Source organism: Maribacter taeanensis (assembly GCF_047345145.1).
Taxonomy (GTDB): Bacteria; Bacteroidota; Bacteroidia; order Flavobacteriales; family Flavobacteriaceae; genus Maribacter_C.
In genome coordinates this window covers 289,874-310,009 of record NZ_JBLFER010000002.1, presented here as the reverse complement: position 1 = coordinate 310,009, position 20,136 = coordinate 289,874, and the positions used below count along the sequence as shown (strand labels likewise).

The following is a 20,136-nucleotide window of genomic DNA, read 5'->3' as shown; positions in this document are numbered from 1 at the left end:
TAGAAATGCCAAAAATAGGAGACATACAATTACCTGATTTCCCCTTGTTGCTTGCGCCTATGGAAGATGTTAGCGACCCACCTTTTCGTGCTTTATGCAAAGAACAAGGTGCAGATGTCGTGTATACAGAATTTATCTCCTCAGAAGGCTTGATTCGTGATGCTGCTAAAAGTGTTATGAAGTTAGATATTTATGAAAAAGAACGTCCTGTTGGCATTCAAATTTTTGGTGCGAATTTAGATTCTATGTTACGGTCTGTTGAGATTGTGGAAGCTTCAAAGCCCGATATAATCGACATTAATTTTGGATGCCCTGTTAAAAAAGTAGTATCAAAAGGTGCTGGGGCTGGAATTTTGAAAGACATTGATTTAATGGTTTCGTTGACTAAGGCGATGGTCGAGCATACGACACTTCCTGTGACGGTCAAAACACGTTTGGGGTGGGATGAAAACTCCATCAAAATCGTTGAAGTAGCCGAACGTTTGCAAGATGTAGGTTGCAAATCCATTGCCATACATGGTCGTACACGTGCCCAAATGTACAAAGGCAATGCTGATTGGGAACCGATTGCTGCGGTTAAAAATAACCCTCGAATGCATATTCCAGTGTTTGGAAATGGTGATGTTGATTCTCCCGAAGCAGCCATGAAAATGCGTGACGAATACGGGTTAGATGGTGCGATGATAGGTCGCGCAAGTATTGGTTACCCTTGGTTTTTTCGTGAGGTGAAACACTATTTTGAAACAGGAACACATTTAGCGCCACCTACGATGATAGAACGTGTTGAAGCAGCACGAAGACACCTGCAAATGTCTATCGATTGGAAGGGTGAAAAATTAGGTGTTTTTGAAACTCGTCGACATTATACGAACTACTTTAAAGGAATTCCCAACTTCAAGGAGTACCGAATGAAAATGGTAACTAGCGATGAATCGGTTGATGTTTTTGGGGCTTTCGATGAGGTCTTGGAGAAGTTTGGAGACCACCAATTCGTACACTAAAGAGCAGAAACCAACTTTTTATTTATTCGACTACTCGCGATCTTAGAAGCTATTATGCCAAGCACCACAATAGTGGCCAAAACAATTAGCACATTAATAAGATTGAGCTCAACGGGGTAGTCAATGGGGCCAATTTTAACCCATCCAAAGAGTAGTTGAGAACCGATAAGCAATGACCCTAGTAGCACTCCAATAATACCACCAGCTGTAGTTACAAGTATTCCTTGCACAAAGTAGATTCGTCGCAATTCCTTAACCGTGACACCGAGATTATACAAAGTTTTTGAGTTTTGTTGCTTGTCCAAAATCATCATGATAATAGCACCTACCACGTTGAATAATGCGATAATCAGCACTAAAGTGAAAATGAGATAGGTTGCAACTTGTTCTGTGTTTAACATACGATACAGCGTACCATTCAATTCTTCGCGATTCTTTACAATTACGGCATCTCCAAATATAGCATTTATAGAACTGCGAATACTAACTGGGTCGACCTCAGCATTTAATTTGAAGTTTATTCCAGATACTTGAGAATTGTTTTTTTCGAGTAAGGCTTGCGCCAGTTCTAAGCCAATAAACATGTATTTTTTATCTAATTCTTCTTCCACTTGAAAAACGCCACTAATGATCAAAGGCAATTCGTTATAGAGCTCTTTAGCATCAGTGGGTGATTGAATTGAAATTGAACCCTTTCCAGGTTTCGGCGCTAATACCAGCAGAGGGTTTCTTACTTGATTCACCGTCACCCCTAGACTGTTGACAATGCCAATGCCGGCGACCCCTCGTTGTTCATGAATATTCCATTCTCCAAAATAAATAGTGCTGTCAATTCCTGTAGTTTTCGAATAGTTGGCATCTACCCCTTTTATACTAGCAATACCCGCCATCTCTCGATGTCTTAAATATACCTTTTGCTCAATTTCTTTGGAAAAGATAGCGACTCCGTTTAGTTCAGAAAGTTGTTGTTCTTGCTCTGGAGAAATGGAGAAAAACTTTCCCGTTGCGGGAACTGCTTTTAAGTCAGGGTCAAACGCGTTCGTAAATGAAAGGCTAAACGTTTTTAATCCCGCAAATCCGGAAAGCACGATAAATAATGCTGCTGAGCCGATGACAATAACCAAAAAGGTAATAAAATTAATAACGTTCACGGCATTTTGGGTGCTTTTAGAACGCACATACCGTTTCGCTATGTAAAAGGGAAAACTCAAATTAGGACTTCTTTCTTTTCTCTAGTAAATCGGGATTTTTCACAGGATTTTCTTCTCCCTTGAGAGACTTCTCAATATTCTCAATATAGTCAAGCGAATCATCCAAGAAAAACAGAAGTTCAGGAACACGTCTTAATTGATTTCTCGTGCGCTGTGACAATTCATGTTTTATTAGTGGTTGGTTAGACTTGATTCCTTCCAGCAATTCCTTGGCATCCTTAGGGGGAAAAATACTCACATATACTTTTGCTATCGAAAGGTCAGTAGTTACCACTACTTTTGAAACAGAAATAAGAGTCCCCTTTAATCCTCCGTCAATGGCGGCTCTTTGTAAGATATCAACGATATCTTTCTGAATGACCCCTCCGATTTTTTTCTGCCGCTGTGTTTCCATGGGGCAAAAATACGGAGAATACTGTGTATTTTTGTAATAATAAGCATCTATGGTGAATATAGATGCTGAAATAAATTCAGCAAAATTGAACAAAATAGAACACATCGGTATTGCGGTAAAAAATTTGGAAGCCACCAACGCCTTGTTTGAAAAGTTACTAGGTGTACCCAACTATAAAATTGAGGACGTTCTTTCTGAGGGAGTAAAAACTTCATTTTTCAAGGCGGGGCCTAATAAAATTGAGTTGCTTGAAGCAAGTAATGAAAATAGCCCCATAGCGAAATTCATTGAAAAAAAAGGAGAAGGTATTCATCACATTGCCTTTGCGGTTGATGATATTGTTGCCGAAATCGAGCGTTTAAAAAAAGAAGGGTTTATCGTTTTGAACGAAACACCTAAAAAGGGAGCAGATAATAAATTGGTGGCTTTTGTTCATCCGAAAAGTGCAAATGGCGTTTTGGTTGAATTGTGTCAAGAAATAAAGGATTAGCAAAAGAAGTCACGATTTGTTTTTGCTTGCAACGGTGAAAAATAAGTGGTAATATTGCAATCCAATTTTCGGTCCTATAGCTCAGCTGGTTAGAGCACCTGACTCATAATCAGGGGGTCCATGGTTCGAGCCCATGTGGGACCACAAAGAGAAGCTGAAAAGCTTCTCTTTTTTTGTTTTGATTCTATTTTGACTTCGTACTTAAACCTTTCGCTTCGACATAAAATAAGTCCCGATCCCTGTCGCAACAAAAAGCAATCCAATAGCACTTTCTTTAGGTCTTTCAAATAACATATACCCCAATATCCAAACGCTAAAAAGGATAAAAGTGATTTGCAGCAAAGGTTTAAACGGACTCTTATAGGCCCCTTTCCTTCCCTTCAACCAAAAGATGGAGGCGACGGTTAAGGTTCCCATGAGCTGAAGTACAAAACTGGCATATAAAAGCACTTCTTCAAAAGTACCGGTCAAAGTGAGTAGAATGCTGACTCCAGCCTGAAACCAGAGTGCTCGTACAGGAATACCATTGGTATTTTTTACAGCCAGCTTGCGCCATAGCGAATGGTCTTTAGACATGGCAAAAGTAACTCGAGACCCAATCCATAGATACCCACTTATGGTGGCGATGAGCTGAAGAGCGATAAAATAACTGACCCAATTACCTCTTTCAGAGCCAAACAGGTTTTTAAAGGCAATAAAGGCCACTTCCACATTTCCGGAGAGCTGTTCTACCGACGCATGCTTTAAGAAGACTACTTGTATGAGTACAAAGAGTATCGTGACGAAGGCTGTACCGATAATCAAGGCCTTGGGCAGATTGCGCCGTACGTCTTTGATTTCATCAACAATATATGCTGCAGCATTCCAGCCGGTATAGGCGTAGGTAACATACAATAAGGAAACTGCAAAACCAGGAAGTAAAATTTCTTCTTGCCATGAACCACCTAAGTCTAGAGCGTTTTCTTGAACAGGGATATAGGCAAAGCCCAGTATAATTAGTAGTAGCAGAAACCCAATTTTGATGACCGTGGAAATATTATGAAACTTTCCACTTTGACCAATGCTGAAGGAATGCATCGCCGCTAAAATCAAGATAACCGCGACCCCAAACCAATCATTGAACAATGACGGATTAATAGGACTCAAATAACTCTTCATCGCCATCACTGAAATAGCGATCGGAGCTGTAAAACCCACGGTTAAAGAGATCCAAGCATAGACATAGCCTACCAAAGGGTGTATCAATTTGGAAAGAAAAATATAGTCTCCTCCTGATTCGTCAAAATTGGTGCCCAGTTCGGCATAGGTAAATGCCCCAATAAGAGCAAATACGCCTCCTAATACCCAAATCAACACAATACTCCATGTATTTTGAATATCGACCAATTGGAACCCGAGGCTGGTAAAAACCCCAGTGCCAATCATGCTGGAAATCACTAAAGCCGCTGCTGTTTTCCAACCTATTTTTTGTTTCCTTGTCATGAATTCATGAATATAGGTTTTTTGTTTACAGAAAATAAAATGTCCCCAAAATGTTTTATGCGAGATATACCTAAAAACCGCATAAACACATTGAAATGAAATGAGCCTTAAGAATTCTTGAATTCATCAAGAAAGTTGATTGGCGAATTACATCTGACATGTGAAACACATTAAACATACACAGATGAAATTAGGACGAAATCTCTTCAAAAAAGACCAGTCGATTTGGGGCAAGCCCATTATCGCCTACGACGAAACCAAAATGGAAAAGCTGTTTTCAGAAATTCATCATGCTGAAAATGGAGAGCAACTGCCACTACCCGTGGTAAAAGGCCCCAACGTTTCGCTAGAAACGGAGCTATATCTGATGCTACATTCCTAACACCGTGTACTCTACATAGAGCACCTTAAACACAAGAGCATGGTATTTACAAATCAAGAGTTAAAGAATATGGCGTATCGCTCAGCGAATCTGGGCATGCTGCCGCAGGAAGATTTCATCTTAGATGAAAAGAAGATTATCAATGGGTACAAGACCCAAAAGTATGGTCTGAACGAACGTATTGGCGAACTGGGTGAATCCCTCTCCGACCATATTCGTAAAATGGATTTGGTAAAGGGGCAACTCTCCAAAGAGATTGTTGCGTCGAACAAGTCCAATACGGCCGCCATTGAACAAGAGCTAATTCATCAAAAAGGGCTCATCACCCATCAAAAAACGGACATTAAAAACCATATTCGTCGTTGTCAACTCAATGGCGACACCCTAGAAAGTAAGTATAACGTAGACGAAATCAATAGTGCAGAAGATTTCGAACCAATTCAGGAGCAACCGAAACCAAAGCCAAAGAACAAACAGAAACGTATTCCGATTTGGTTGCTGTATGTCATCGAGGTGATTTTTATTTTCGGTGAAGGGGTTTTGTTCTACAATATCTTGACCGAAACCCATGACCTTCCGGAGATTATCTTGCGAAGTGTATTTTTTATTCCCATTGTCTTTGCCGCTAGTTTTTTGACCTCCCGAAAGATTCCGTTGCGATGGGTATGGTTGCCCACACTTTTGATTCTAAGTGTCTATGCGATACTGACCTTTACGGTAATGGAATGGTTCTTCGAATCACAAGCTTTGGATGTAAGCCTCACCTTCACCGATTTCTTTATCAAAAACGGATTCCTGATTCTCGGTGCGGTGATGATGGTGACGCTGGCCTTATTCTTATCGAATGCGGTAAAGAGCATGTACAATCGTGCGGATGCTAAGGAGAAAGTTAAGAAACCTGTGGTTGAGGAAATAGAAACCACAGAAGAAAGGTCCCCACAACAAATGGATCTGGATTTAAAATTCCGTGAACTCAAAGGGGCCTTCAAACGCCTGAAGAAGTTGGAAAATCAATTGGTAGAATCCCACGAAACAGGAAAAAATGAATTCAAACGCATTTTAGGTGATGTCACGGTACTCGAGCAAAAAGCAACAGGAGTTTCCGAAAAAATCGGGGAATGCGAAAAAGAACTGAGCACCTTGGAAATCAATTCCCTCGAAGAACTTAGCAAGTATCGCGAGCATTTTGAGAATTATTGCGATGCCAATCAAATCATTCAATGGAAGAAGTTTGATTTTACGGAGGTGTGAAGGTGGGAGAACTAGTTCTGATTGGAAATGTAGAAAGACACCTCCCTCAATCCCTCCTTATTAGGAGGGAAGCCGTCCGAGTTTCCCCTCTACGACATTGCGACAGCAGTGGGCGGGATTAAGGGGTGTGTGATTACTGGCACAAAAATAAAAAACACAAAAAATGAAAAAACAAATCATATTAGGTATCGTAGCAATCGCAACATTACTATTCACCAGCTGCGAAACAGAGTGCAAAGAGGTTACCACCAAAAACATCACGGTGTTGGTTGACGCTACCGATTCGCTGTTAATTGATAGAGCGAAGCACGAACTGCGCAAAGAGAATTTTGAACACTTGATTAATCAAGAATTGGGTTTGACCGAAAGCCCGAAATGCTTTACGGTCAATTACGATTTCGGAATTATTTCTACCCACAGCTATTACAACCCGACCTCAACGGAGCTTTCACATACCGACTGGGGTCAGGCAAGAAACAAGTTGGTTATCGGGTGGCGCGATTTTTATGCTTCCCATGAAGAAAACCTAAAGAGTTTAGACTCCATCAATCAAATGGAAAGCACTTCGCTTTTTCCCACCTTGATGAAAGCCATCAACAAAACCGATGGAACCATTATCGTGGTTAGCGATTTGATTGAAAACAATCCCGTGGTGAACTTTTATAAGAATCCGCCCACGACGCCCGAGCAAATGGAAAAAACGTATACCGAAATGGTGAGCTACTATTTGCCTGATGGGGTTGGAAAAGGTTCAGAACGGGAAGTTGTTTTTATTGTGATGTCGGAACCCAAGAACTCCGGAGTCGTACATAAAGCTCGTGCCTTTTGGAAGTACGCCCTTGAAGAACACTTAGGGCTTAATGTAACTTTTGCCGACGGAATCTCAACCATCTAATTATGCCCGCAGTAGTCGTATATATCTTGCTAATCGTATTAGCACTGGTCGCCTGTGTCTTATTCTATATTCCACGAAAGAACTGGTTCAACGTTCAAGTGGCGAAGGAAGAAGGCTGGGGGACTTTAAAAGTCCTCCTTATCGGAATGGCCACGAGTCTACTGTGTTTTGTGTTTAGCAAATTGCTCTTTTCGGCTTTGTGCTTGAGTATTTCTTCTAGTATTATTGAATACAACATCTTAATGAACAATGTCTATTGGTTTGGGTCAGAATTACTCTCGCCCTTAGCTAATATCAAATACCCCATTTCCTATTTCGGACTCCATGCCATTTCCTATTTCTCCGGATTATACGCCGTCCTTTTTTGCCTCAGCAAGTTGAATATTACCTCAAGTTATAATCTTTCCCATGACCGATTGAAACTGCAATTTATGTGCTTGGGTTTATTCATGTTTTTTGAGACCCTTTTGTATGTTTCCTATCCCTTTCAAACCTTTGATAGTGGTTGGCGCATCTTCCATAATTTCTTTGCGGTGTTCATCGCAAGGTTGCATTTTACGGCTTGTCTCTTCATTGCGGCTTGGTTGCACTTTCATTATCCTTGGGTAAAAATGGCCCTTGAATCAAAAGTACTATCGATTCGTTTTTACTGGCTTACCGGTGTATTCGAATCGACCAAGAACATGCTTGTCTTTTTTGTGGCGCTAGGCACTTTGTTTTTGCTGCCTGCTTATATACGAATGTACGCTCCATCCAATTTTGGGCTCTTCATCTCCTTGGTTTTTAACGGTGGCCTTCTCGTTGTTTTTTGGAGATGGGTGAGTCCTGCTATTTATCATCTTATCAAATTTATTTCTGATTTTGAAAAACGAAAAGTAGTATGAACGACTGGATGAAAGCAATAGCGGTAGTCGGCGGTGTTTTTCTAGCGCTGATACTTTTTCATGTGATTTGGCCATCTAAAATGAGAATGGAACCCCACGCCAATTTTATTTCTTCCGTGAGGGATGAAGACCATAAATTGTTGGCTGTTTTTGGAGAGAAGACCGTACTCAATAATCACTTGAAAGCTGAGGAACTACAGGAGCTAAACAAGAATGGGGAGTTGAATAAATTTCCGATTGTGCCGATACTTTTCTATGAGGAGCTACCGGAGAGCTACATTTACTTTTTGACCAAAGTGGAGAGCAAGAATTTCTTTGGCTTTGGAAAGGATAATGTGTACGGAATGTCCTTTTCAGGGATTGCCCGATTGTTTAAGGGGAAAGCTGACGGAGGTTCCAATATTCCCCAGCAATTATTAAAAAATGCGATTCACAAGAAGGAGGGCATAGGAACCATTTATCTCTCTAGAAAGTATGGCGAGCAGCTCGCGGCTTTTCAAATGGTAAAGTCCGCCACTCCCGAGGAGATTTTAATGGCTTACACCAACTACTCTGGAAACTTTTGGTACGAACGCGACTTCTCCGGACTCATTCTGGCATCGTATGCCATTTTCGACCTAGCACCTCATGAATTAAATGATTTGGAAATGTTGCTCACGGTAAAAACCCTAAAAGGGGCCAGTGATTTGAAAGCGCTTTGCAATGACCGGTTTGCAAATCAAAAAGATATCAAGGAAAACATTTTAGGCTATTTCAAACTCATTGCGGAAGATGAGGTCGATAAAAAGAAGTTGAAAAACATGCGGACTATGGATTTGCGTTTCGCCAAACGGAATAGTCTCAGAAAAACCACAGCATTTACGAACTTTTTAAGGGCCAACCGGGGAAAATCAAAAGAACGCTTTGCAACGCAGTATGTATCTTCGATTACCAAAGAAAATCAGGAAAAATTACGAAGCGCGGTCGAACTATTTACAAAATACAATCGTTCCCGCCTGTCTGTAAAAGGCTTTGATTTAGAAACCTCCCTAATCGCCATAGACATCGAAACAGGACGAATAGAAGCCACACTCGGCAACCGAAAAAACAGTGGAGCAATGGCAAATTTTGTCGATTATGGCGATGGTTTTCAGGTAGGCTCCGTGCTAAAACCACTGGTTTTCTTAGAGCTTTTTGAGAACCATGACTTTGATGAAAATACGAGTCTTTTTAATGGCGATCTAAAGAAGTACAAATACAACCCCAGTAATGTGGGCAAAAAGCTTTTGGGAAAAGATGTATTGGTCGGAGATGTGCTAAAATATAGCTTGAATAAAGCTGCGGTTAATTATCGCGTACATGCGAATCCCTTAAAAGTAGCGCGTAAAGTTGAAGACAAACTCGCTAAGCTTGATGTTTCTTCAAATCCTTCGTACAGTTTGGGGGAATCCTATATTTTGGGTAACAAAACGATGACCCCCTGGGAAGTAGCCCAGGCTTATCAAATGCTTTTTAATTATGGGGAGGCGATTCCGCTCACTCCCTGGAAATATATTATCGACCCCCATTTACAAGATACTATTTTCGATGGCAGCTCAAGAAAACGTAGAACGCTCTATGCTACGAAAAGTGCCAACAGCATTAAAAGCTTGTTGCCCCTCGCTTTTGAGGCTGGTGGCACTTGTCATCGATTACTTCCCTTTCTACCAAAAGAACGGCAATATTATGGCAAAACAGGCACCACTGGAAAGGCTAAAGACGGCTGGACGGTGCTTAGTGACGGTCAAAAAATAATTGTGGTTTGGGTAGGCTATGTAAAAAATGATAATGGGGTTTTAACTCGAAAAGGTGCTCCCGCGATTCCCTCAAAATCAGGCGCTGGTTCCGCAGGAATTCTCGCCGCCATGGCCTACTCCAAATTGTATAAGTAGTTTTTATTGGTTATTTTTAAATATTGACCAACTTTTAAAGATTTTACAATACAGAAAAACTACTTGCTTAACAGTTGCGACTATTAAAGGCGCATCTGAATCTCCTTTCATTCTCTAGCCGCCAAACCTTGAATGTAATGATGGTCCTGTTCAAAACAGAAACTGTCGAACCTTTTGCAAGTAGATTCTAATTGTACACGTAGCGCATGAATGATATAAGTAAGAAGGAAGAAATGCAAATCGAGGAGATGAAAGCTTCAAGAAAAGAAGCTTCATCGGCTAGCGAGTTAATGCAAAAGAAACTCCAAAACTTTCTTTTGCTGTATTACCAAGGCTATTTAAAAGGCGAGATAGCAATCGAACCTAAAATACGAGCTGTATTCCTCCAATTGGTCAAACAAGATGAAGACTTTGTGTTTAAAGTCCGTATGATGCAACTCGATTACTTGAATTTAAAGAATAGAGATCTAGAAGGGGAATGGAATGAAGATAACGAAGAACTCTTTCCCAAGATTGCCATCCTTGAGAAACCTGTTGATGTGCATCGAAAAAAGACATTAGCGGATTACAAGGAAACTATTCTCGACCTAATAAAGTCATCGAGCGAGCTTCGTTCGTAAGCCCAGAATATACTTTTCAATAAGTCTTGGGTCGATTTTTTTGCTAATCGGCAAGCGGTGGAATTCGATAAAGGCCGGAAGCAATATTTCCGCAATCATAGCAGCAATTTTTTTACCCTGCCTGCAGGCCCATTTTCGTTGTGCTTCGAAAACACTTTTGTCAACACCACGAAGTATCTCAGGAAACTTCCGCCCTTCGATGAAGCGTTTTCGCAACATCTCTCTTTTGGCACGGGCAAAACCTGAAAATTCTATCCAGTCTTTGATATGACGAGTCATTTCGGTAAAGACCATGTTTTTATGTTCCCCCCAAATCGAATCGAAAACACCTATTTCAGCTTCCACATCCAATTCAGAGGAATCTTCGGTAAAATAGGTTTCACTTCGCAGTACTTTGATATAGTCTAAACAGAGGTTTTTGATTACCGGAAAGTAATAAGTGGTGATTTTGGCCGTACATTTTTCACGTACCAATTTTCCCGAACGATAGCGTTTCAATTCCTTGAGAAACAAGTCTGAGAAAATACTTTTAGCATGTCCGTCAAGGTCATCTTTTAAACCCAAACGAAGTAACCAATGTTTGATTATTGGAGCTACGGCGGTGTAAAATTTTTGATGTTTTGTTCGATTACCTGGTTCGTTCAGATAATCGTAGACGGTATTCCACGAAGTGTTATATAGTGTTTTGTGCCCCATGATTAGATTTTGGTCTAAGAGACTGTTTTGAAATATGCCGATTATTTTTTTAGGTGCCTTTTTGCGCCATTCTGCGTTAGAATTTTATACCATAGCTACGGCTATGCCAGAAAATTTTGCCTAAAATAACATCAAAAATGAACTCTAAAAATTCTAATCACACATTTGAAAATAGTCTCAAATGGTTTTTCAAAAAATGCGTTCTGTGCAGATTTTAAAGTAGAGGTCCTATATATGCAGAAGTTTATTGGGTGTTTATATATAACGTGGTTTTCGAATACTTATTTTAACAGAATCTTACAAATTGATTAAAAATTAATGGATAAGCACTAACCCAGATTTTCAGTGAAAAAATCTATGGTTCGAGTCGAGGCCAATTCCGCCGCGTCCCTGTCATATCTTGGGGTCGTATCGTTATGAAATCCGTGATTGGCATTTTCATAGATATGGGCTTGATATTCTTTTCCGTGTTCTTTTAAGGCCGCTTCATAAGCCGGCCAACCTGCATTGACGCGCTTGTCCAATTCCCCAAAATGAAGTAGAAGAGGCGCATTGATTTTATCAATATCTTCTTTGGGTTGTCCGCCATAAAAAGGAACTGCAGCTCCTAAATCAGGAACTTTTACCGCCATCATATTTGAAATCCATCCACCAAAACAAAAACCTACTACACCAACTTTCCCGGAACATTCAGGATGATTTTTCAAATGATCGAATGCCGCAATAAAATCTTCCAGCATTTCATTTCGGTCACGTTGGCGCTGTAGTGTACGCCCCTCGTCATCCGTTCCAGGATATCCTCCTAAAGGTGTTAAGGCATCAGGAGCTAACGAAATGAATCCTGCCAAACCAGCGCGGCGACCAACATCTTCAATATGTGGATTCAAGCCACGATTTTCATGAACAACAACTATCCCAGGAAGTTTTCCTTTAACATCGACAGGTCTTGAAAGAAGTCCTTTCATGGTACCCCCTCCTTTTTGGGAATCGTATTCAATGAATTCCGATTTCAGTCTGGAATCGTCTTGCTGTATTTGAATCTTCTTCACATAATCCGGAGAAATAAAACCTAGCAATGATGAAACCGTAAGTCCTCCAACAGCATAGGTCGATAACTTATCTAAAAACAATCTTCTGCTCACTCTATCGTGTGCATAATCGTCATAGAGATCAAATACCTCCTGTTTGATGTCTTCTTTTTTTAGCTTTTTCATTGTGTTGATTTTTGAGTTCAGAAAATAAAATAGGGTATAGCCCTTTAAAGATACTAAAAATGAAAATCTACAAAACGAAAAAAAACCGATGTCTCCACACCGGTTTTAACTAACCAACTCAAACCAAAGCACTGCTTCGAGTGCGTTGCAAAATTCCATAAAAGCCCCACAATGAATGTTAAGATAACTTCAAGCTATTGTTATTTTAAAAAGCCAAAAAATTCTCTAAAATTTCAATTCAAAGTACAATGTTAACTTTTGTGAGGAGGAGTTTGGAAAAGACGTATTGCTATCCCTGTTTTAGGGGAGAAATAGCTTGGCACTAAAGCTTAAATTTGAATATTCGGAACTTTAAAATAAAGTACAGTGAAAATAGCAACACTACGCATAGACAAAACAATCTTTTTAGTTATCGGACTTATCCTCTTGGGGATATTAGTAATTTTTGAGTTTCAAGACCGAATTGAGGAAAAAACTCAAAAAGAAAAAGCACTCATCGCATTAAAACAAGAAATCGAAAGTAATGCTCAAATTCTAAGCATTTGGATGGAATGGGACGAGCAGACTACCACTAAATTAGATACATTATTGAACAAAATTCATAGTGATAATACTTTTTTAGGAAGATTACCTACGCGTTTCTTAGAGAAAAAGAAACGTGGAATTTCGACCAATCAATCTATTTACACATTTAGTGATGGGGTATGGAAGGCTTTATTAGATTCTGGTAGGGCCAAAGATTTAGACTTTGAAGTATTGCACACTTTAGAAAACCTATATGGTTCTCAAGAAACCTTAGTAGAGGTATGTCAAGATATTCCTGTGATTCATGTGAGCTCTATTCTGGATAGAAAATTTGGGTATGAAGACTTGGCGGAACTCTATCGAATTAGGCTTTTGTTCGGAAGAATTGGAGTAGCAGAAAGTTATTTGGAATCTCATTTTACAAAAACCTTTAACTCGTCGAAATTTGAGCAAGAAGAAGTTGAGTGAGCTATTCTTTTCCGTCTTCCTTTATCGAAATATCTTTGCGAAAGGGAATAAATAATGGGTCAACATCGTCGGTCTCGCCTACAACAGCTTCGATTTCTCTTTTCAAATAATTAAGATGAGCAATGGTTAAGCGATCTGTCATTACCGGAATAGTTCTTTTTATCTTCCCTTGAAGGGTTAAAAGGTTGTCTAGGGCGAGTGAGCGCACATCGGTGTTTGAAGTAAATCCTTTAGACAATTCAGCCAAAAGTCCCTCAACAAAACCTTCCGTCACATCAGGTTTGTAAAGTGCAATCATATTAGAAACATAGGACTTCTGCAACTTCCTTTTGTAAGCATTCGTTTGATAAAATACATTCATATCTCCCCAAACCAATTGGTTTAAGTCATCGATATAATCCTCAGGCCGATATGGATTTTCATCTTCATAGCGTTCCGAAATAAAGGTCATTCTACTCAGACGACTTCCGCCAAGCAGATTCATCATCACACTTTCCATGGTCTTGGTAACTGACTCTTTAGATCTAGGCGATTGAATGGCATTAAGAATGTCATTGCGCATCAACCATTTGGGTTCTTGAAAAATGTAGTTGTTCAAGAATACCAATGCTTGTTTTTGGGTTTGAATATCAACAGGGCGATATACTTCACCTTCTTCCCCCATGGTTTTGGGAGTCACATAAATTCCTCCAATGTTTTTGGTGACGTGAAAAATGTAATCGCTGTACTGGTTGACTAAATCTTTATAGATTTGATCGAGGTTAGAAAAATCATCGCTATCACTTTCTTTTACCCATTCCTTAATACATGGAGCGATACGTTGTAGATTCAAGATGCCATACATACTGGCTTCCATGGCATTGTCACCAAGATCTTCAGTCTGAGATCTAGGGTCAAAGTCGCGTCCTTCACCACCAAACCAAAGTCTGCGATTATTGCTCACGCTATCAACTATCATTTGGCTCAAAAGCTCTCTTTCTTCATTTCGGGTGAAATCTTCGTTTAATTTAGAATAACCCCATTGTATAGCCCATTTGTCATAGTCGCCAATTCTGGGCATAAGGTCTTCCACGGGAATATTATCTTCAGGTTGTGCGACGTAATTGAAACGTGCATAATCCATTATAGAACTAGTATGTCCATTTTCTTTAAGCCATTCCGCATCTCTAAGATTGGCAACAGGTGTGGCAGAACTTGCACCCATATTATGGCGTAATCCTAAGGTGTGGCCTACTTCATGTGAGCTCACAAAACGAATGAGGTCACCCATAAGTTCGGTCTCGAATTCCATTTGTTGCGCACGTGGGTCAACTGCGCCAGCTTGAACCATATACCAACTGTGCAATAGATTCATAAGGTTGTGATACCAGCCAATATGACTTTCTAAAATTTCCCCACTTCGTGGATCTACGATATTTGGTCCGTACGCATTTTTTGAAGGAGAGGCGAAATATCGTAGTACAGAAAAACGGGCGTCTTCCAGACTCATGGTTGGGTCATTTTCTGGCCATTCCATTCCCACAATAGCATTTTTGAAACCAGCTTGTTCAAAGGCAACTTGCCAATCATTGATTCCCTGAATTAAATAGGGTCTCCATTTTTTAGGGGTTGCCGGGTCGATATAGTAGATAATTGGTTTTTGGGGTTCTACCAATTCGCCTTGTTTCCATTTTTCGATATCCTCCGGTCTGGGTTCCAGTCTCCAGCGATGGATATAGGTATTTCGATCTACCTTTTGCTGGTCATCTCCATACTCCAAATACGAACTTGCAAAGTAGCCTACACGGGCATCTGCATAGCGCTTTTGCATAGGTTCTTTAGGTAATAAGATAAAGGAGTTGTTGATTTCCAAGGTTACTACTCCGGCGTGCACGGCAGCTGGCAAAGCTTTTTTTCGTTTCCCTTTTACAGATTTGGCCTTGTAGGTTTTGACCGTTTTGATTTCTGTATTTATGGGGAAGGAATTTATTTCTTTTATATAGGACTTGTCCTTTTCAATTCCTATAAGTTTATAAGAATCCTTTTGTGGATTACTCAGAGCCAACAATGGATTTTCACTATTCAAGAACGCAGTAACCTCAATTAAATGTGTTCCTTTCTTTTCATGAGAAGCCTTAATATCAAAGGCCTCTAAAATCGGAGTGATGTTTGAATTGTTAACCGCTTTGGAAATCGCATCATTTTCATCTGCAGCACTTACCAAAGTAGCAATACGAAGAAAGATGTTGTTGGTTGGCCCCTTTTCAAAAACGATGGTATTTTCAGAGATTTTCTCACCTCCATAGTTGCCCGCCCCTGAAGGAGTTTTAATAAATCTAGTAACTACAAGAATTTCCCGATTGAATAAACTATCCGGAATCTCAAAATAGTACTTTTCACCGACTCTATGTACATCAAAAAGGCCTTTTTGGGAAATAGCATCTTTTGTGATAATGCGATCGTAACCCTTAGCTTTATTAACAGATTGTTCTCCTGAAACGGCAATAGAATTCTTATTGCCAAAAATTCCCATAGTACTACAGGAAGCATTCAACAATATTAAACCAACAAGTAGGACAAACAGTCTCATAAGTAGCGAACGCGTCAATTTTTAGTTTCGTATGAAGTGGCTGGGTCGGGGTATCTATTTAACATAATTGTACCTAAACAATACGTTATAAGCGCTATAGATAGACGCCTAAGATACAATTATTGCTAGCAATTGTCAATTGAGCTTTTAAAATAGGTGCTTCGAGTTGGTATGATACCGTTTAAGTAGGTATTTATGATGGTATGTCATGTTTTCAAAACCGCAATATTTCTATTGGTCGATTCAAAACGGTTTTGAAAGAATTTATGACGCAAAATGCAGGGGAAGCAACGAAATGTCGTATTTTAGACTTCCCTCAATGTGAAGCTTTCTCAGTTTTTGATAAAGCGATGTTAGATCTGTTCAATTCAAATTAAAGACATTATGGCTAAAAAACACGAAGCTATGTTTAAGCTAGAAGATAAAATCGAGAGTTCAGTTTCCAAAATCGATGTTATCAAAAATCTGATTTTTGGAGAAACTATTCAGGCTTATGACTCAGAGTTTGAAGAGCTTAAAAAAGACATTCTCAAGAAAAAGAAAGTCCTGGAAGATCTTATTGAAGAAATTCGAGCTGAGCTAAGTACTACAATGGACAATGTGTCAACTGACCTGAATATTCGTATTACTGAACTTGAGAAAAATCTTGAAAACAAAATTGAGGATATTGGGGAAGATACGGTTAACAAAAAGATGCTAGGCAAGTTACTTGTTGAACTAGGCCAAAAAATCGGCGACAAATAAGCCAAAGTCATGTACCCAAAGATGAATGAAAAGGACAAGATAGAGATCCTAAAAGACATTCTTTTTGCAGATGAACATGAATTTGAGGAGAAAATTTCCCAAAGGATTGAGCTGCTGGAGCAAACGATACATGAGCGTGAAAAACTTTCCGAAAAAGTAGATCCAATTATTGCTTTTCAACTTGATGAGTTTAAAGAAAGCATTCCTGAGACTTTAGGACCGACTATTACCGAAACACTTCGAAAGGAAATCAAAATCAACAAGGATGTTGTGGTGGATGCCCTTTATCCCATTTTGGGTAAAATGATTAAAAAGTATGTTGCGCAAGAAATGAAACTGCTTTCTGAAAAGATGAATAGCCAACTAAGTTTTTTATCTGTAGGAAAAAGAAAATTCAGATCTGTTTTTTCTGGAAAAAAAGAGGAGGAACTGATGATGAACGATTTGTCTAATGCGCACATTCAGCAGGTGCTTCTAATAGAAAAAGATTCAGGCATTTTAAAGTCGAGCTACTCACGGTCAAAAACTATGGACGAGGAGATGGTTTCAGGAATGTTGACCGCAATTAAATCATTTGTAGAAGATGCCTTTAATCAGAGAAATCAAGAGCTTGAGTCGATAGAATACGAATTGTATGAAATCCATTTACAAAGTTTCGCTACCCACTATATAGCTGTCGTTATCTCGGGCAATTATACTTTAAGCGCTAAAAACAAACTTCAAGACATTATTTTTGACTTCTACAATAGTTTCATGGCCATGAATCTTGATTTAGTTTTCGAAACTAAAAATGCAAAAAAGAGTATTGTTCCCGTTCCTAAATCTAGAATAGAAAGAGAATTGGCAAAATATTTTGGCAATGCGCAGCTCTAAAAAAATTGTCGTTTTAGGACACTTTGGAGTGGGCAAAACCTCTTTGATTCGCAGATTTGTTACCGATACTTTTTCTGATAATTACAAGGTTACCATTGGAGTTCACATCACCAAAAAGTTGGTAGAAATTTCAGTGGATAACCAGGTCTCCCTCATACTTTGGGATTTAGAAGGCACTGATGATATTGTATCCATCAGAGATTCCTATCTATTGGGAACTCACGGTATGGTATTCGTATTTGATGTTTCAAGACCATCTACTTTTGAGCATCTAAGTAATGATTTGAAGATAGTGAGGGAAAAGGTTCCTGACACTCCTTTGATGGTAGTAGGTAATAAGTCCGATTTGGTCGATAAAGTAGAATTGAAAGTTGTTTTAGAAGAGAATGAACTTCCTGTAGATTTTCTGACTAGTGCCAAAACAGGTGAATTTGTAAACGAGCTTTTTTTGAAGCTGGCAACACTTCTTGTTAATGATGCTTAAGCAGTATCAGGAAGAATTTGCGAATAAGAATAGGCAATTCATTTTTATGAATGCTGAAGGTGTTGTTATTGAAAGTGACCAAAGGCTTTTCGACATTCCGATAAGTAGTTCTATTCTTGAGCTCCATCCCTTTTTTGAGAGTTTGCCGGCCTTATTTGATAGTACAGAAGAGGAGTTCGATTTCTTTTGTATACATCTTGCCTTTAACGAGAATACGTTTATCACAGACGTAAAGCTCCGCAAAAAAATGGATGGATTCCTGTTAATAATAACCGACCTAACCGAACATTATGACTCCTATCAATCGGTTACCCAATCACGTAATGAATCGGTAATCAAAACGGAGTTGACAGTTCTAAAAAATCTTGAACTTCAAGAAAGAGAGCGTTTTAAAAATAGGTTTATTCATAATTTCAGTCACGAGTTGCGGAATCCGTTAACCAGTATTATGGCTATTATAGATATTCTTGATGCTACCGAGATGACAACAGAGCAGTCCAAAATGCTTGATTTTTTAAAAGAATCAAATAGCAATCTGCGTCTTATGCTAGAAGACACCTTGAGTATCGGAATGATTGATGCTGGTAAATTAGAGATACAACACAAGCTGTTCAATCTGCGCAAGTTTTTTGAACTTATGCAGTTCACTTATACTGCAAAGGCGAAGAAAAAGGGACTTAAATTTGTTTCTTCTTGGGATTATAGAATTCCTGAATTTGTTGAAGGCGATAGGCTTAGGCTTTTTCAAATCGTAACCAATCTATTGGATAACGCTGTTGAGTATTCTGAGCAAGGCAAGGTATCTTTTGAGATACAATTCAATCAGAAAAGAGCCAATGCTACCAGTTTGCGATTTCAGGTAACAGACACTGGTATTGGTATTCCAGAAGAAAGTCAAGAAGCGATTTTTGAAAGTTTTCATAGAGAGCAATCAGAGGATAGAAGCAAGGGAACCGGCTTAGGTCTGACTATCGTCAAACGCTTGTTGGAATTGATGAATAGCAAGATTCAATTAAAGTCCGAACCGGACAAGGGCTCCGTATTTTATTTTGATATGAGCTTTAAATACCCTTTGCCAAGTGAGTCTAGATGGTCCGAGCATTCTAACAAAAAGGCAGTTGACAAAGGGGTGAAAGCAAGAAAAAAATATAAAATCCTTCTGGTTGAAGATGATGAATATGTCCAGCTAACCCTCTTCAAGATTCTATTGAATACGGATAACTTTCAAATTGATTTGGCCTATGATGGTGCTTTGGTGCTTCAAGAAGTGGTTAATAACGACTACGACCTTATTTTGATGGATGTTGATTTACCCAATCTGACAGGAATTCAGATTACAAAGCTCATTCGAGACTTCCCTTTTAAGAATATAAAGAATGTACCAATCATAGGAATAACCGCAAACGCTTACCAAGAGAACCTTGATATGTGTATAGCAGCTGGCATGAATGATGTTGTGATCAAACCTTATGAAAAAGAAAAATTGCTCAACATAATTCTCAAAAAGTTGAAATAAAATTTCATAGGTAGTGCCTGGTCGCTTTTAATGAAAATCAACCCTTTATTAATAAATGAGTAAGAATAATACCACAAATATGTCATTAATCGATGAAATATGTTGTTAATCGATACTTGTAATTTAATATTGTCATCTTCTTTCCAATCATATCTTACTTGTTAGATTAGCCTCGCTATTCACCTTTTAAAGGCATCCCCACAAAGAATAGTAACTAGAAAACAGTTTTGGCATGAACCTTTTAGACATTCCGCATTTGGTTGAAATATTTTTTGTCCTGAGTACCCTAGTATTTGCGGTAACCCTATATGCGATTTTACCAGTGTTGATTTTTAAGAAAAGAGCGTTTAATAAACCTTCTTTTATAAATGCCTTGTGGAAAAAGTATACCAAAAGCATTTTTTCTAGTATTCAAGAAACATCGTTTCCCCCTAAAAAAAAAGAAATTAGGAATTTACTGTTGACCATCTACAATGGTTGAGAAATTTAAACTATAAGATAATATTAGGGCTATACTAACACTAACC

Annotated in this window: 19 protein-coding genes and 1 tRNA gene; 14 read left to right on the top strand and 6 right to left on the bottom strand. The window is 39.0% G+C overall.

Annotated elements, in window-relative coordinates; genetic code table 11:
* Positions 1-5 precede the first annotated feature (5 nt).
* Entirely contained in the window at positions 6-1,001 is a 996-nt protein-coding gene (gene dusB / locus ACKWCD_RS07280; protein ID WP_413983281.1) for a tRNA dihydrouridine synthase DusB, read from the top strand.
* Here dusB and ACKWCD_RS07275 read toward each other — a convergent pair.
* Together ACKWCD_RS07275 and rbfA are read right to left on the bottom strand one after the other, a co-directional pair.
* Positions 998-2,212, bottom strand: a complete 1,215-nt coding sequence (locus ACKWCD_RS07275) for an ABC transporter permease (protein ID WP_413983280.1) — start codon at positions 2,210-2,212, stop codon at positions 998-1,000. The two genes, dusB and ACKWCD_RS07275, sit on opposite strands and share 4 nt — an antisense overlap.
* A 1-nt stretch (position 2,213) precedes the next feature.
* Positions 2,214-2,606: a 30S ribosome-binding factor RbfA gene (gene rbfA / locus ACKWCD_RS07270; RefSeq protein WP_413983279.1), complete on the bottom strand. Its 393-nt coding sequence runs from the start codon at positions 2,604-2,606 to the stop codon at positions 2,214-2,216.
* A gap of 85 nt (positions 2,607-2,691) precedes the next feature.
* Between rbfA and mce the strand changes: the two genes are divergently transcribed.
* Positions 2,692-3,096: a methylmalonyl-CoA epimerase gene (gene mce, locus ACKWCD_RS07265; protein WP_413984117.1), complete on the top strand. Its 405-nt coding sequence runs from the start codon at positions 2,692-2,694 to the stop codon at positions 3,094-3,096.
* Positions 3,097-3,166: 70 nt separating this feature from the next.
* Positions 3,167-3,240: transfer RNA gene (locus tag ACKWCD_RS07260), tRNA-Ile, on the top strand.
* Between the two features lie 57 nt (positions 3,241-3,297).
* Here ACKWCD_RS07260 and ACKWCD_RS07255 read toward each other — a convergent pair.
* Complete coding sequence (locus ACKWCD_RS07255; protein ID WP_413983278.1) at positions 3,298-4,578, bottom strand: APC family permease; 1,281 nt, start codon at positions 4,576-4,578, stop codon at positions 3,298-3,300.
* Positions 4,579-4,762: 184 nt separating this feature from the next.
* Here ACKWCD_RS07255 and ACKWCD_RS07250 point away from each other — a divergent pair, with 184 nt between their 5' ends.
* From ACKWCD_RS07250 to ACKWCD_RS07225, 6 genes are all read left to right on the top strand, one after another.
* The gene (locus ACKWCD_RS07250; RefSeq protein ID WP_413983277.1) at positions 4,763-4,960 is read left to right on the top strand and encodes a hypothetical protein; all 198 of its coding nucleotides are present in this window, start codon (positions 4,763-4,765) and stop codon (positions 4,958-4,960) included.
* A 39-nt stretch (positions 4,961-4,999) separates the two neighbouring features.
* On the top strand, positions 5,000-6,211 hold the full coding sequence (locus tag ACKWCD_RS07245) for a cation:proton antiporter family protein (protein ID WP_413983276.1): 1,212 nt from the start codon (positions 5,000-5,002) through the stop codon (positions 6,209-6,211).
* A gap of 163 nt (positions 6,212-6,374) precedes the next feature.
* Entirely contained in the window at positions 6,375-7,106 is a 732-nt protein-coding gene (locus ACKWCD_RS07240) for a hypothetical protein (RefSeq protein WP_413983275.1), read from the top strand.
* A 2-nt stretch (positions 7,107-7,108) separates the two neighbouring features.
* Entirely contained in the window at positions 7,109-7,990 is an 882-nt protein-coding gene (locus tag ACKWCD_RS07235) for a hypothetical protein (protein WP_413983274.1), read from the top strand.
* Entirely contained in the window at positions 7,987-9,900 is a 1,914-nt protein-coding gene (locus ACKWCD_RS07230; protein WP_413983273.1) for a penicillin-binding transpeptidase domain-containing protein, read from the top strand. The genes ACKWCD_RS07235 and ACKWCD_RS07230 overlap by 4 nt, the downstream gene beginning before the upstream one ends.
* 206 nt (positions 9,901-10,106) lie before the next feature.
* A complete protein-coding gene (locus tag ACKWCD_RS07225; protein ID WP_413983272.1) occupies positions 10,107-10,520 on the top strand; it encodes a hypothetical protein in 414 nt (137 codons plus the stop codon).
* Here the strand turns inward: ACKWCD_RS07225 and ACKWCD_RS07220 are convergent.
* Entirely contained in the window at positions 10,497-11,216 is a 720-nt protein-coding gene (locus ACKWCD_RS07220; RefSeq protein WP_413983271.1) for a hypothetical protein, read from the bottom strand. The two genes, ACKWCD_RS07225 and ACKWCD_RS07220, sit on opposite strands and share 24 nt — an antisense overlap.
* 329 nt (positions 11,217-11,545) lie before the next feature.
* Positions 11,546-12,430 carry a dienelactone hydrolase family protein gene (locus ACKWCD_RS07215; protein ID WP_413983270.1) on the bottom strand — a complete coding sequence of 295 codons (885 nt, stop codon included), beginning with the start codon at positions 12,428-12,430 and terminating at the stop codon, positions 11,546-11,548.
* 366 nt (positions 12,431-12,796) lie between these two features.
* On the opposite strand from ACKWCD_RS07215, the gene ACKWCD_RS07210 reads away from it, so the two are divergent.
* Positions 12,797-13,423 (top strand): hypothetical protein, encoded by a 627-nt coding sequence (locus ACKWCD_RS07210; protein WP_413983269.1) that lies wholly within the window; start codon positions 12,797-12,799, stop codon positions 13,421-13,423.
* 1 nt (position 13,424) lies between these two features.
* Here ACKWCD_RS07210 and ACKWCD_RS07205 read toward each other — a convergent pair whose 3' ends face one another.
* A complete protein-coding gene (locus ACKWCD_RS07205; protein ID WP_413983268.1) occupies positions 13,425-15,992 on the bottom strand; it encodes a zinc-dependent metalloprotease in 2,568 nt (855 codons plus the stop codon).
* A gap of 384 nt (positions 15,993-16,376) precedes the next feature.
* Between ACKWCD_RS07205 and ACKWCD_RS07200 the strand changes: the two genes are divergently transcribed.
* From ACKWCD_RS07200 to ACKWCD_RS07185, 4 genes are read left to right on the top strand one after another with little or no spacing between them, the layout of a single operon-like run.
* A complete protein-coding gene (locus ACKWCD_RS07200) occupies positions 16,377-16,736 on the top strand; it encodes a fructose 1,6-bisphosphatase (protein WP_413983267.1) in 360 nt (119 codons plus the stop codon).
* A gap of 9 nt (positions 16,737-16,745) precedes the next feature.
* Positions 16,746-17,609: a cell envelope biogenesis protein OmpA gene (locus ACKWCD_RS07195; RefSeq protein WP_413983266.1), complete on the top strand. Its 864-nt coding sequence runs from the start codon at positions 16,746-16,748 to the stop codon at positions 17,607-17,609.
* Complete coding sequence (locus ACKWCD_RS07190) at positions 17,596-18,093, top strand: Rab family GTPase (protein WP_413983265.1); 498 nt, start codon at positions 17,596-17,598, stop codon at positions 18,091-18,093. The genes ACKWCD_RS07195 and ACKWCD_RS07190 overlap by 14 nt, the downstream gene beginning before the upstream one ends.
* The gene (locus tag ACKWCD_RS07185; protein WP_413983264.1) at positions 18,083-19,609 is read left to right on the top strand and encodes a hybrid sensor histidine kinase/response regulator; all 1,527 of its coding nucleotides are present in this window, start codon (positions 18,083-18,085) and stop codon (positions 19,607-19,609) included. Before ACKWCD_RS07190 ends, ACKWCD_RS07185 begins: the two co-directional genes overlap by 11 nt.
* Positions 19,610-20,136: the final 527 nt, after the last annotated feature.

What these genes read in the sequence shown, in the direction of transcription:
- ACKWCD_RS07255 (WP_413983278.1), bottom strand. Translation starts at nt 4,578, where the DNA reads ATGACAAGGAAACAAAAAATAGGTTGGAAAACAGCAGCGGCTTTAGTG.
- ACKWCD_RS07225 (WP_413983272.1), top strand. Translation starts at nt 10,107, where the DNA reads ATGAATGATATAAGTAAGAAGGAAGAAATGCAAATCGAGGAGATGAAA.
- ACKWCD_RS07205 (WP_413983268.1), bottom strand. Translation starts at nt 15,992, where the DNA reads ATGAGACTGTTTGTCCTACTTGTTGGTTTAATATTGTTGAATGCTTCC.
- ACKWCD_RS07200 (WP_413983267.1), top strand. Translation starts at nt 16,377, where the DNA reads ATGGCTAAAAAACACGAAGCTATGTTTAAGCTAGAAGATAAAATCGAG.
- ACKWCD_RS07250 (WP_413983277.1), top strand. Translation starts at nt 4,763, where the DNA reads ATGAAATTAGGACGAAATCTCTTCAAAAAAGACCAGTCGATTTGGGGC.
- rbfA (WP_413983279.1), bottom strand. Translation starts at nt 2,606, where the DNA reads ATGGAAACACAGCGGCAGAAAAAAATCGGAGGGGTCATTCAGAAAGAT.
- ACKWCD_RS07230 (WP_413983273.1), top strand. Translation starts at nt 7,987, where the DNA reads ATGAACGACTGGATGAAAGCAATAGCGGTAGTCGGCGGTGTTTTTCTA.
- ACKWCD_RS07185 (WP_413983264.1), top strand. Translation starts at nt 18,083, where the DNA reads ATGATGCTTAAGCAGTATCAGGAAGAATTTGCGAATAAGAATAGGCAA.
- ACKWCD_RS07245 (WP_413983276.1), top strand. Translation starts at nt 5,000, where the DNA reads ATGGTATTTACAAATCAAGAGTTAAAGAATATGGCGTATCGCTCAGCG.
- dusB (WP_413983281.1), top strand. Translation starts at nt 6, where the DNA reads ATGCCAAAAATAGGAGACATACAATTACCTGATTTCCCCTTGTTGCTT.
- ACKWCD_RS07220 (WP_413983271.1), bottom strand. Translation starts at nt 11,216, where the DNA reads ATGGGGCACAAAACACTATATAACACTTCGTGGAATACCGTCTACGAT.
- ACKWCD_RS07235 (WP_413983274.1), top strand. Translation starts at nt 7,109, where the DNA reads ATGCCCGCAGTAGTCGTATATATCTTGCTAATCGTATTAGCACTGGTC.
- ACKWCD_RS07240 (WP_413983275.1), top strand. Translation starts at nt 6,375, where the DNA reads ATGAAAAAACAAATCATATTAGGTATCGTAGCAATCGCAACATTACTA.
- ACKWCD_RS07215 (WP_413983270.1), bottom strand. Translation starts at nt 12,430, where the DNA reads ATGAAAAAGCTAAAAAAAGAAGACATCAAACAGGAGGTATTTGATCTC.
- ACKWCD_RS07190 (WP_413983265.1), top strand. Translation starts at nt 17,596, where the DNA reads ATGCGCAGCTCTAAAAAAATTGTCGTTTTAGGACACTTTGGAGTGGGC.
- ACKWCD_RS07195 (WP_413983266.1), top strand. Translation starts at nt 16,746, where the DNA reads ATGTACCCAAAGATGAATGAAAAGGACAAGATAGAGATCCTAAAAGAC.